Here is a 12309-nt window from a genome sequence, read left to right as displayed (position 1 = left end):
TGTTTTATCGCGACGTGAATGGGTGAGAATTTGTTTCATCAGTCACGGTCACGAGGGGATACGACGATGGCCGCTGCAATCGGCATCAAAGGGCATTGTGCCCAGTGCAACATGACGTTTGAACTCAAGCCTTGGCAACTGAACGCCATCGCCATGGAAGTACCGTTTGACTGTGCGTACTGCCACTCGGGCCTGCAGTTGTGCTGCCACAAGCAGTTGCGTCAGTTTCGCGCCCTGGACCAGTGGGCGCTGGTGCGGCCCGGCATGATCATGCTGACGTGCGCGACCTTGCTGATGGCGTTGTTCGCAGAGTGGTTGGGGCTGCTCAGCGTGATCGGGCAGCTGAACATTTCGCTGGTCGCGGTGTTGATTTATCTGCTGGTCGTGCGCTACGCCCGTTATCGGCAAAGGATGACCTTGAACTTGCAGGTCATCAGCCCGCTACCAGTTGAACAGCTCGCACGCATTGCGTGTGCTCGTCTCACCCAGCAATAAAGGGCTGATGCCCATACGCTCAGCCAGGGCGGTGCAGATATCCGGCAGGTGTTGCGGGCAATTGCGCTGGTTGGGATACATGGCCGGGGCCATGTCCGGCGAATCGGTTTCCAGTACCACGGCTTCAAGAGGCAATTGTGCCAGTACCTTGTGCATGCGCAGGGCCCGGGGCCAAGTGGCGGCGCCGCCCAGACCGAGTTTGAAACCCAGTTTGATGTACTCGCGGGCCTCTTCAATGCTGCCGGCGAACGCATGAATGATCCCGCCCCTCGGTAGACGGATGCGCTTGAGCGTGGCAATCACGACGGCGTGGCTGCGGCGTACATGCAGCAAGGCGGGGAGTTGGAAATCCGCCGCGAGTTTCAGCTGGGCTTCGAACAGGCTTTGCTGGCGCTCGCGATCCAGGTGCTCAAGGAAGTAATCCAGACCGATTTCGCCCACGGCGCAGAGTTGCCGGTGGCCGTGCAAGCGCGTCAACCAGTCACCCAGCTCCAGCAGGTCGGCAGGGCGATGCTCATCGAGATACACCGGGTGCAAACCAAAGGCCGCGAACAAACCGTCGTCATGCTGCACCAGATCCCACAGCTGCTGCCAGTTTTTCTGATACACCCCCAGTACCACCAGACGCCGCACCCCGAGTTCACGGCTATGGGCGAGGACTTGCGGGCGGTCGTGATCGAAGTCCGCAAAGTCCAGGTGGGTGTGGGTGTCGATCAGCTCCACGTTCAGACCTCGTGAATGCGCTGCTTGAACGTGCGGCCAATCGCATGCACACCCGGTTGGTACTGTTCTTCTTCGATGGCCGCCAGGGCCAGGCGCAGAGCTGTCTCGGCGATCAGTTGATGTTGCTGGGCCATGGCGTTGACTGGCAGCGGCAGGAAGTCCAACAGTTGGGTGTCGCCAAAGGTGCCCAGGCGTAGCGGCCGCGACCGGAGCGGGAAGTCATGCAGCGCATCGAACACGCCTTGCAGCAGCACGTAGGAGGTAGTCACCAGCGCGTCAGGCAAATGCCCCAGGCGCTGCAGCAGTTGCTCCATCAGCTGTCGGCCACAGTCACGGCTGAAGGCTTCGCCCTGTTCGATGATCACTTCGCCGGTGAAGTCTTGCAGCGCTTCACGAAAACCCGCAGTACGTTCCTGGCTGATGCTCAGCTCGGGACGTGCGCCGATCAGCGCGATTTGCTTGGGCAGCGGTTGTAGCAGGCTGCTGGTGAGTTGCTGACAGGCCTGGTGATCATCGCTGACCACTGAGCAGAACTGGTCAGGCTCCATCACCCGGTCGATGGCAATCACCGGCAACCCCTTGGCTTGCAAGTCGCGATAGCTGTCATCGCTGGCCGGCAGGCAACTGGCGACGAACAACGCATCGCAACGCCGCGCGCGGAACAGTTGCAGCAGTTGGCGTTCGCTGTCGGCTTCGTCATCGGAGCTGGCAATCAGCAACTGATAGCCCCGTGCCCGGGCGCCTTGCTCCAACAGCTTGGCAATGCGTGCGTAGCTGGGGTTTTCCAGGTCTGGCAGGATGAACCCCAGGGTGCGCGTATGCCGGCTGCGCAGCCCGGCGGCTTGAGGGTTGGGAGTAAAACCATGGGCCTGGACCACGGCACGCACACGCTCAACGGTTGCGTTGCTGATGCGCTGTTGTTCGGCCTTGCCATTGATGACATAGCTGGCGGTGGTCACGGACACACCGGCCAGACGTGCAATATCACTGAGTTTCAAACCGGGATTTCCTTGTTTTTTAGAGCGTGCCCCGACATTTTGTCCAATCGTAACCGATTCCAGCCCGCGACCAATGTCCCACGACAGGTGCCGAGTGGTGCTTCAAGCTTGCGCAATTAACGCGTAATCTGCCATAAATTCTAGATTAAACGTTTCAGCAAGCGTATTTTTACGATGTTCGCCGCTGAGTGGCTACTGCCAATTGACTACTCGGTCAGTTATTTTTGAACGTCGCGCTGATTTATTCAAAACAATACCTAGTGCGCACATCGCACTAACTAGGAGAACGGCATGCTTGAGCTCACTGTAGAGCAGATATCCATGGGCCAGGTGGCTGTGGATAAATCTGCTGCCTTGCACCTGCTCGCTGACAAACTGGTGGCCGATGGCCTGGTTGCCGAGGGGTATCTGAGCGGCTTGCAAGCCCGTGAGGCCCAGGGTTCGACCTTTCTCGGCCAGGGCATCGCCATTCCCCACGGTACGCCAGAGACTCGCGACCAGGTGTTCACCACGGGTGTGCGCCTGCTGCAGTTCCCCGAAGGGGTGGACTGGGGCGATGGCCAGATCGTCTACCTGGCGATTGGCATCGCCGCCAAATCCGACGAACACTTGCGCTTGTTGCAGCTGCTGACCCGTGCCCTCGGTGAAACCGATCTCGGCCAGGCGTTGCGCCGTGCCGGCAGTGCCGAAGCGTTGTTGAAGCTGTTGCAAGGTGCGCCCCAGGAACTGGCGCTGGATGCGCAGATGATCAGCCTGGGCGTGTCTGCCGATGATTTTGAAGAGCTGGTATGGCGCGGTGCGCGCCTGCTGCGCCAGGCCGACTGCGTGAGCAATGGTTTTGCTGCGGTGTTGCAACAGGTCGACGCGTTGCCCCTGGGCGATGGCCTGTGGTGGTTGCACAGCGAACAGACGGTCAAGCGCCCGGGCCTGGCGTTTGTCACGCCGGACAAACCCATGCGCTACCTCGGCCAGCCGCTGCACGGCCTGTTCTGCCTGGCGAGCCTGGGCGAAGCCCACCAAACCTTGCTTGAACGCTTGTGTGCCCTGTTGATTGAAGGGCGCGGCCAGGAATTGGGGCGTGCCACCAGCAGCCGTGCGGTGCTGGAAGTGCTGGGCGGCGAATTGCCGCCAGACTGGCCCAGCGCCCGCATCAGCCTGGCCAACGCCCACGGCCTGCACGCACGCCCAGCCAAGATCCTTGCGCAACTGGCGAAAAGTTTTGATGGCGATATCCGCGTGCGCATCGTTGATGGACCGGTGGGCGCGGTATCGGTCAAAAGTTTGAGCAAGTTGCTCAGCCTCGGTGCGCGTCGTGGCCAGGTGCTGGAGTTTGTCGCCGAGCCGACGATTGCCGGCGATGCACTGCCTGCACTGTTGGCCGCGGTCGAAGAGGGCCTTGGCGAAGAGGTCGAACCATTGCCGGCCCTGAGCGCCCAGCCTGCTCCTGTGGATATCGAGCCGGTGCTCAGCGCGCCATCGAGCGGCAGCCAGATCCAGGCCATCGCCGCCGCGCCGGGCATCGCCATCGGCCCGGCGCATATCCAGATTCCACAGCTGTTCGATTACCCCCTGCGCGGTGAGTCTGCCGCTATCGAACGCCAGCGCCTGCACACCGCCCTGGGCGATGTGCGTAAGGATATCCAGGGCCTGATCGAGCGCAGCCAGGCCAAGGCCATCCGCGAGATTTTCATTACCCATCAGGAGATGCTCGACGACCCGGAGCTGACCGACGAAGTCGATACCCGCCTCAAGCAAGGCGAAAGCGCGGAAGCTGCGTGGATGAGCGTGATCGAAGCCGCCGCCAAGCAGCAGGAAGCCTTGCAGGACGCCTTGCTGGCCGAGCGTGCCGCTGACCTGCGTGACATCGGCCGTCGCGTGCTGGCGCAGTTGTGCGGCGTCGAAACCGCCCAGGAGCCCAGCGAGCCCTACATTCTGGTGATGGATGAAGTCGGCCCCTCGGACGTTGCGCGCCTGGACCCGGCCCGCGTAGCCGGCATTCTGACTGCCCGCGGTGGTGCCACCGCTCACAGCGCCATCGTCGCGCGCGCCCTGGGGATTCCCGCCTTGGTCGGTGCTGGTGCTGCGGTGCTGCTGCTGAGCGCCGGTACGCCACTGCTGCTCGACGGCCAGCGCGGTCGCCTGCATGTCGACCCGGACGCCGCCACCCTGCAACGCGCCACCGTGGAGCGCGACACCCGCGAACAACGCTTGCAAGCTGCCTCGGCTCAACGCCACGAGCCGGCGCTGACCCGTGACGGTCACGCCGTGGAAGTGTTCGCCAATATCGGTGAAAGCGCCGGTGTGGCGAGTGCGGTGGAGCAGGGCGCCGAAGGCATTGGCCTGCTGCGCACCGAACTGATTTTCATGGCCCACCCTCAGGCGCCGGACGAGGCTACCCAGGAAGCCGAGTACCGCCGCGTCCTCGATGGGCTCGGCGGTCGCCCGCTGGTGGTGCGCACCCTCGATGTAGGCGGCGACAAGCCCTTGCCCTATTGGCCCATCGCCCAGGAAGAAAACCCCTTCCTTGGCGTGCGCGGCATTCGCCTGACCTTGCAACGCCCGCAGATCATGGAAGCGCAATTGCGGGCACTGCTGCGCTCGGCGGATAACCGGCCGCTGCGCATCATGTTCCCCATGGTCGGCAGCGTGGATGAATGGCGCGCCGCCCGCGACATGACCGAGCGCCTGCGCCTGGAAATCCCGGTCGCCGATTTGCAACTGGGCATCATGATCGAAGTGCCGTCAGCCGCCTTGCTGGCGCCGGTACTGGCCAAGGAAGTCGACTTCTTCAGCGTCGGCACCAACGACCTGACCCAGTACACCCTGGCCATCGACCGCGGCCACCCGACCCTGTCGGCACAGGCCGATGGCTTGCACCCAGCGGTCTTGCAACTGATCGACATCACCGTGCGCGCCGCCCATGCCCATGGCAAATGGGTCGGCGTATGCGGCGAGTTGGCGGCGGACCCGCTGGCGGTGCCGGTGCTGGTCGGCCTGGGGGTGGATGAGTTGAGCGTGTCGGCCCGCAGCATTGCTGAAGTGAAGGCGCGGGTGCGCGAATTCAGTCTGAGCGAGGCCCAGGGCCTGGCGCAACAAGCACTGGCGGTGGGTTCGCCCGCGCAAGTGCGTGCCCTAGTGGAGGCCGTGTAGATGGCGAAGATTCTGACCCTGACGCTGAACCCGGCGTTGGACCTGACGGTGCGCCTGGCGCGCCTGGAGCCCGGTGCAGTCAATCGCAGTGAGGCGATGTTGACCCACGCGGCCGGCAAGGGCGTGAATGTGGCGCAGGTGCTGGCCGACCTGGGCCACCACGTCAGCGTTGGAGGGTTTCTCGGTGACGCGAACCCTCAGGCTTTCGACGCGCTGATCGCCAGCCGCGGGTTTGGCGATGCGTTCGTCCGCGTGCCGGGCGAAACCCGCAGCAATATCAAGATTGCCGAACAGGACGGACGTGTCACCGATATCAATGCGCCGGGGCCGCTGGTGAGTGAAGCGGCGCAAACAGCGCTGCTTGAGATGATCGCGAAGAAGGGTGCGCAATTCGATGCGGTGGTGGTGGCCGGTAGCTTGCCGCGCGGCGTCAGCCCGCAGTGGTTTCAAGCACTGTTGGGTCAGTTGAAAGACCTCGGTTTGAAAGTCGCCCTGGACACCAGTGGTGAAGCGTTGCGCGCTGGTTTGCAGGCTGGCCCGTGGCTGGTCAAACCCAATACCGAAGAGCTGGCAGAGGCCCTGGATAATGCCACCGATGCGATCAGCCGACTGCATCAGCAAGGCGTCGAGCATGTGGTGGTCTCCGACGGCGCCGCAGGCGTGACCTGGTACCGCCCAGGCGCGGCTCTACACGCCACGCCGCCCAAGGTGACGGTGGCCAGTACCGTGGGCGCTGGCGACTCGCTGCTGGCCGGGCTGCTTCACGGTTTGCTCAGTGGCGATACGCCTGAGCACACTTTGCGCCGCGCCACGGCGATTGCCGCGATGGCCGTCACGCAGATCGGTTTTGGCATCAGCGATGACGCGCAGTTGGCGCGCCTGGAAAGCGGCGTCGATGTACGCGCGCTGACAGAACAATAAGAGGGTTTGTGATGAAGTTAGCCATTGTTACCGCCTGCCCCAACGGCATGGTCACCAGTGTGCTGTGCGCCCGCTTGTTGGACGCCGCCGCCCAGCGCATGGGCTTGCACACCAGTGTCGAGGTCGTTGATGTGCAGCGCCCGGAACGTCAGTTGTCCCAAGCCACGATCGATGATGCCGAGTGGGTACTGCTGGTCAGCAGCACGCCGGTGGATATGCAGCGTTTTGTCGGCAAGCGCGTGTTTCAGACCACACCGGCCCAGGCGCTGGCAGATGTCGAAGGCGTATTGCGCCGGGGCGCTGAAGAGGCCCAGGTGTATGTCGCCAGTGACGCCCCGGTATCGGCGAAGAATGCGCCGCGTATCGTCGCGATTACTGCGTGCCCGACCGGGGTGGCCCACACCTTCATGGCCGCCGAAGCTTTGCAGCAGACCGCCAAGCGCTTGGGCTACGACTTGCAGGTCGAGACTCAAGGCTCGGTCGGCGCCCGCACACCGCTGAGCCCGCAAGCCATCGCCGAGGCCGACGTGGTGTTGCTGGCGGCGGATATTGAAGTCGCCACCGAGCGTTTTGCCGGCAAGAAAATTTACCGCTGTGGCACCGGCATCGCCCTCAAGCAATCCGAAGCCATCCTTAACAAAGCCCTGGCTGAAGGCGCGGTGGAAAACGCCGGCAGTGGCGCGCCGGCCAAGTCGGAGAAAACCGGGGTCTACAAGCACCTGCTCACTGGCGTGTCGTACATGTTGCCGATGGTGGTGGCGGGGGGCTTGTTGATCGCCTTGTCATTTGTGTTCGGCATCCATGCTTTCGAACAGCCAGGCACCTTGGCAGCGGCGCTGAAAAGCGTCGGTGACCAGGCATTCCTGCTGATGGTACCGCTGCTGGCGGGCTACATCGCCTACTCGATCGCCGACCGTCCTGGCCTGGCGCCGGGCATGATCGGCGGCTTGCTGGCGGGGACGCTGGGGGCTGGGTTTATCGGCGGCATCCTGGCCGGTTTCGTCGCGGGTTACTGCGTCAAGCTGATCAGCCGTGCGGTGCAATTGCCCCAGAGCCTGGAGGCGCTCAAGCCGATCCTGATCATCCCGTTGCTGGCCAGCCTGTTCACCGGCCTGGTGATGATCTACCTGGTGGGCCCGCCGGTCGCACGTTTGCTGACGGGGCTCACCGATTTTCTCAGCACCATGGGCACTACCAACGCAGTGCTGCTGGGCATTTTGCTCGGCGGCATGATGTGCGTGGATTTGGGCGGGCCGATCAACAAGGCGGCGTATGCGTTTTCCGTCGGCCTGCTGGCGGCGTCGAGCGGCGCACCGATGGCCGCGACCATGGCTGCCGGCATGGTGCCGCCGATTGGCATGGGCATCGCTACGTTATTGGCTCGGCGCAAGTTCGCCCAGACTGAACGCGAAGCCGGCAAGGCCGCGATGATCCTGGGCCTGTGCTTTATCTCCGAAGGCGCGATCCCGTTCGCGGCCAAAGACCCGCTGCGCGTGATCCCGGCCAGCATCGCCGGTGGTGCGCTGACCGGTGCGCTGTCGATGTACTTCGGCTGCAAGTTGGCCGCGCCCCATGGCGGGTTGTTTGTGCTGGTGATTCCGAATGCGATGAACCACGCGTTGTTGTACTTGCTGGCGATTGTGGCGGGCAGTGTGTTGACGGGATTGGTGTATGCGCTGCTCAAGCGACCGGAAGCCGTGGAGCTGACGGACACTGCTGCCAGGGGCTGATGGGATTCAGAATGTGGGAGGGAGCAAGCCCCCTCCCACATTTGGATCTCCATTGTTTGTATGGCCGGTGTCATCTTCGCTTCATCCCATCATGCTTAAGTGGCCCTTTTGATACTCAAGAGGGCACCTGCATGAGCCACTTCGATCTCGGCCGCCGCCGCGTGATGCAAGCCGTGGGCGCCGGCCTGTTGTTGCCGGGCCTGGCCCCGGCGGTGATCGCTTCGGTGAAGGACCGGCCGCAACTCACGGATGGCGTGCAATCGGGCGACCTGCTCGGCGACCGTGCGGTGATCTGGAGCCGCAGCGACCGCCCCGCGAAGATGGTGGTGGAGTGGGATACGCGCAGTGTGTTCAGCAACCCCCGCCGCTTGGTTTCCCCCCTGGCCGACAGCCGCAGCGACTTTACTGCCCGTGTCGAGCTCACCGGTTTGCCGGTCGATCAGTCGATCTTCTACCGTGTTCACTTCGAAGACGCCCAGACCGGTGTCGCCAGCGAGCCCTGGTTCGGTCACTTGCGCAGCGAGCCGCAACAGCGTCGCGACATCCGCTTTGTGTGGAGCGGCGACACCGTTGGCCAAGGCTTCGGCATCAACCCGGAGATTGGCGGTATGCGTATCTACGAAGCCATGCGCCTGCGCCTGCCAGACTTTTTTATCCACAGCGGCGACACCATCTACGCCGACGGCCCGGTGCCCGCGCAGTTGACCACCGAAGGCGGACGTATCTGGCGCAACATCACCACCGAGGCCAAGAGCAAAGTGGCGGAAACCCTCGATGAGTATCGCGGCAATTACCGCTACAACCTGCTGGATGAAAACGTGCGCCGCTTCAATGCCCAAGTGCCGCAGATCTGGCAGTGGGACGATCATGAGGTGATCAATAACTGGTCCTCCAGCAAGCAACTGGATGAGCGTTACCAGACCCGCGACATCAATACCCTGGTCGGCCGTGCGCGGCAGGCCTGGCTGGAATATTCACCGATGCGCCGCCAGAGTGCCGACGGCGGCGGGCGTATTTATCGCAAGCTCAGTTACGGGCCGCTGCTGGACGTGTTTGTGCTGGATATGCGCAGCTATCGTGGGCCGAATGATGACAACCTGGGCGGCGAAAAACCCTTCCTCGGTCGCCAGCAACTGGACTGGCTCAAGCGCGAACTCAAGGCGTCGCAGGCGCAATGGAAGGTGATCGCCGCCGACATGCCGATTGGCCTGGGCGTGCCCGACGGTGAAGTCAGCCCCGGCGTGGCGCGTTGGGAAGCCATCGCCAATGGCGACCCCGGCCCGGCGCAAGGGCGTGAGCTGGAGATTGCCGAACTGCTTGGCTTTCTGCGTGCGCAGAAGGTGCGCAACCATGTGTGGTTGACGGCCGATGTGCACTACTGCGCGGCGCACCACTACCACCCGGACCGGGCGGCGTTCCAGGATTTCGAGCCGTTTTGGGAGTTTGTGGCGGGGCCGCTGAATGCCGGCAGCTTCGGGCCGAATCCGTTGGATAAAACCTTTGGCCCGCAAGTGGTGTTCGAGAAAGCGCCGCCTGCGCAAAACACCTCGCCGTTTGCTGGCTTTCAGTTTTTTGGTGAAGTGCAGATTGATGGGCAGACGGGGGAGTTGACCGTCATTTTGCGCGATCTCGATGGCGTTTCGGTGTTTGAGCAAAAACTGCAACCTGCCTGATTGGAATGCAGTTAAAACTGTGGGAGGGAGCAAGCTCCCTCCCACAATTGATCTTCATTGCCTGACGGGTCAGTAGACATCCCGGCGATAGCGGCCCTGTTCAATCAAGCGCTCCACCGCCTCACTGCCCAGGATATCCACCAACGCCTGATCCACCCCCGTCGCCATCCCTTGCAAACTGCCGCACACATAAATCGCCGCGCCGTCCGCCAGCCATTTGCGCAACACATCTGCCGATTCGCGCAGGCGATCCTGTACGTAGATCTTCTCTTCCTGGTCCCGCGAAAACGCCAGGTCCAGCAGCGCCAGGTCGCCACTGGCCAGCCAGCCTTGCAGTTCGTCCTGGCACAGATAATCGTGGGCGATATGGCGCTCGCCAAACAGCAACCAGTTACGCTGCTGGCCATCGGCAATACGCGCCTTGAGCAGGCTGCGCAGGCCCGCAAGGCCGGTGCCGTTGCCCAGCAGGATCAACGGCACGGGAGCGTCCGGCAGGTGGAAGGCACTGTTGCGGCGCAGGCGCAGGCTGATACCCGAACCGATGGCGGCGTGTTCGGTCAGCCAGCCGGAGCCCAGGCCCAGGCTGCCGTCGGGGTGGCGTTCCTGGCGCACGATCAGTTCCAGCACGCCTTCGCTGGCAATCGAGGCGATGGAATATTCGCGCATACCCAGGGGCACCAGTGCGTCCGCCAGGGCTTGGGCATGCAAGCCGACCAGGTGTGCACGGTTGTCCGGCAGTTGACGGTTGGCCAGGGCTTGATCGAGCGTTTGTGCCAAGCCGTCGATCAACACGCCGTCACTGCCGGCCAGGCCGAGGCCGTCGAGGAAATGCTCCACGGCCCACGGACAATTGCGCGGCAAGACCTCCACCAAGTCACCGGCGAGCCAGCTCTGAGGCGAGGGTGGAGTGAGACCTAGCAGGTAGACATCGGCCCCCACGCTGCCGGGGTTGAGCAGGCGGCGTTGGCTCAACGTCCAGTTTTCGTACGGGTCTGCCTGCCAGGCCGCCGCGGATGCGTGACCGGTGAGCTGGCCCAGTTGCTGTTGCCAGGTGTGCAAGGCCACTGCGTCGCCGCTGTCGACTTCCACCGGGGCAAACAGCGGGTTGCCGCCCTGGTTGGTCAGCCAGAAATGCAGGCGCCGGGCGAAGCCACAGAAGTGTTCATACTGCCGATCACCCAGGGCCAGTACCGAGTAGTTCAAGCCTTTGAGGGGCAGGTCCTGGCCGAGCACGCTGCGCTCGAAACCACGGGCGCTGTCGGGGGCTTCGCCGTCGCCGAAGGTGCTGACCACAAACAGCGCATGTTGTGATTGGCTGAGGTCGTCGCGGCTGACGCTGCCCAGGGGCTGCACCTTGACCGCAACGCCGGCGGCCTGCAATTGCCCGGCAGTCTGCCAGGCCAACTGTTCGGCAAAGCCGCTTTGGCTGGCAAACCCGATCAGCCAGGCCGGCGCATCGCTGTGAGGGGCACTCAAACCTTTGCGGGCTTCGCGTACCTGGCGTTTCTTGCGACGACGGTCGAGGTACAACAGCCAGCCAGTGATGAAAAACAGGGGCATGAGCAGCGAGCTGACGGTGAGCACGATGCGTCCGATCAGGCCGAAATAACTGCCGGTGTGCAACGCATAGACGCTGGTCAGCAGTTGAGCCTTGAGGCTCTTGCTGGCATAGCGATCATGGGATTTGACCTCACCGGTGGCCGGGTCCAGGTTGATCTGGTTCAGCGCACGGTCATGGGGTGAATCCTTGAGCAGGTAGTACACGGTGGCCGGTTGCCCGGCGACGGCCGGCATACGGATATTGTAGGCACTCAGGTCGGGGCCGGCGTTGCTGTAGATGCTGCTCCAGATCGCCTCGTAGTTGGCCACCGGGGCAGGGCCCGGGGGGGGCGGGCCGCGTTTACGCATCCGCTCGTTCTGCGGCGCATCGGAGAGCAGTTTGGTCACGCCCTGGTTGTACCAATCATAAGACCAGTACAACCCAGTCAATGCCGCCAGCAGATAAAACAGCAGGCACCAGGTGCCGAACACCGAGTGCAGGTCCCAGTTGAAGCTGCGGCCCTTTTTGCGCCAGTCCAGGGTCAACCATACGCGCCAGTTTTTTACCTGGCGCGGCCAGCGCAGGTACAAACCAGAGAGGCAGAAAAACACCAGGATCAGGGTGCAGGCGCCCGTGATATTGCGCCCAGTGTCGCCGATGGCGAGGAAGCGGTGCAGTTGCAGGATAAAGCCGAATACATCCTGGCCGACGGCGTCGCCCAAGTAGTCGCCGGTGTACGGGTCGAAGTAGCGCATCTGGCCACGACGCTCCCCCGGTGGCGGGGTGAAGGACACCCGACCGGCATTGCCGCTGTCGCTTTCCACCCACAGCATCGCGACGCTCTTGCCTTCGGTGGCCTCCAGCTTGCGCACCAGCTCGGCAGGCGGCAGTACGCCGGCTTCGCGTTTCTGTACGTTCAATACCGTGGGGTTGAGGGCCCGCAGGATTTCATCCTGGAACGAGTACGCAGCCCCGGTGATCCCCATCAAGGCCAGCACCAGCCCGGCAGTGATGCCGAAGAACCAGTGCAACTGAAACAGGGTTTTCTTCAACACGTTGGAGCGCCTCGCTGATCTGGA

General features: G+C 63.0%; 8 protein-coding genes. 5 read left to right on the top strand and 3 right to left on the bottom strand.

All coding sequences use genetic code 11. The features are described from left to right. Nucleotides 1-66 precede the first annotated feature (66 nt). Nucleotides 67-495: a hypothetical protein gene (locus E4P01_RS09995; protein WP_032877832.1), complete on the top strand. Its 429-nt coding sequence runs from the start codon at nucleotides 67-69 to the stop codon at nucleotides 493-495. On the opposite strand, the gene E4P01_RS09990 is transcribed toward E4P01_RS09995, so the two are convergent. Next, nucleotides 442-1218 carry a TatD family hydrolase gene (locus tag E4P01_RS09990; RefSeq protein ID WP_216090730.1) on the bottom strand — a complete coding sequence of 259 codons (777 nt, stop codon included), beginning with the start codon at nucleotides 1216-1218 and terminating at the stop codon, nucleotides 442-444. The genes E4P01_RS09995 and E4P01_RS09990 overlap by 54 nt on opposite strands. A 2-nt stretch (nucleotides 1219-1220) precedes the next feature. Next, nucleotides 1221-2216, bottom strand: a complete 996-nt coding sequence (gene cra, locus E4P01_RS09985) for a catabolite repressor/activator (RefSeq protein ID WP_032877829.1) — start codon at nucleotides 2214-2216, stop codon at nucleotides 1221-1223. A gap of 291 nt (nucleotides 2217-2507) precedes the next feature. On the opposite strand from cra, the gene ptsP reads away from it, so the two are divergent. From ptsP to E4P01_RS09965, 4 genes are all read left to right on the top strand, one after another. Continuing rightward, nucleotides 2508-5366, top strand: coding sequence for a phosphoenolpyruvate--protein phosphotransferase (gene ptsP / locus E4P01_RS09980; RefSeq protein WP_216090731.1), 2859 nt, complete (start codon nucleotides 2508-2510; stop codon nucleotides 5364-5366). Continuing rightward, nucleotides 5367-6287: a 1-phosphofructokinase gene (gene pfkB, locus E4P01_RS09975; RefSeq protein WP_216090732.1), complete on the top strand. Its 921-nt coding sequence runs from the start codon at nucleotides 5367-5369 to the stop codon at nucleotides 6285-6287. Nucleotides 6288-6298: 11 nt separating this feature from the next. Beyond that, a complete protein-coding gene (locus E4P01_RS09970) occupies nucleotides 6299-8017 on the top strand; it encodes a PTS fructose-like transporter subunit IIB (RefSeq protein WP_216090733.1) in 1719 nt (572 codons plus the stop codon). A gap of 131 nt (nucleotides 8018-8148) precedes the next feature. After that, nucleotides 8149-9690: an alkaline phosphatase D family protein gene (locus E4P01_RS09965; RefSeq protein WP_216090734.1), complete on the top strand. Its 1542-nt coding sequence runs from the start codon at nucleotides 8149-8151 to the stop codon at nucleotides 9688-9690. A gap of 69 nt (nucleotides 9691-9759) precedes the next feature. Here the strand turns inward: E4P01_RS09965 and E4P01_RS09960 are convergent, their stop codons facing one another. Continuing rightward, nucleotides 9760-12285 (bottom strand): sulfite reductase flavoprotein subunit alpha, encoded by a 2526-nt coding sequence (locus E4P01_RS09960; RefSeq protein WP_216090735.1) that lies wholly within the window; start codon nucleotides 12283-12285, stop codon nucleotides 9760-9762. Nucleotides 12286-12309: the final 24 nt, after the last annotated feature.

Source organism: Pseudomonas sp. NCIMB 10586 (assembly GCF_023127895.1).
Classification (GTDB): Bacteria; Pseudomonadota; Gammaproteobacteria; order Pseudomonadales; family Pseudomonadaceae; genus Aquipseudomonas; species Aquipseudomonas synxantha_A.
The sequence above is the reverse complement of the archived record's forward strand: the minus strand, read 5'-3'. Positions and strand labels throughout refer to the sequence as shown.

What these genes read in the sequence shown, in the direction of transcription:
- E4P01_RS09995 (WP_032877832.1), top strand. Translation starts at nt 67, where the DNA reads ATGGCCGCTGCAATCGGCATCAAAGGGCATTGTGCCCAGTGCAACATG.
- ptsP (WP_216090731.1), top strand. Translation starts at nt 2,508, where the DNA reads ATGCTTGAGCTCACTGTAGAGCAGATATCCATGGGCCAGGTGGCTGTG.
- pfkB (WP_216090732.1), top strand. Translation starts at nt 5,367, where the DNA reads ATGGCGAAGATTCTGACCCTGACGCTGAACCCGGCGTTGGACCTGACG.
- E4P01_RS09970 (WP_216090733.1), top strand. Translation starts at nt 6,299, where the DNA reads ATGAAGTTAGCCATTGTTACCGCCTGCCCCAACGGCATGGTCACCAGT.
- E4P01_RS09965 (WP_216090734.1), top strand. Translation starts at nt 8,149, where the DNA reads ATGAGCCACTTCGATCTCGGCCGCCGCCGCGTGATGCAAGCCGTGGGC.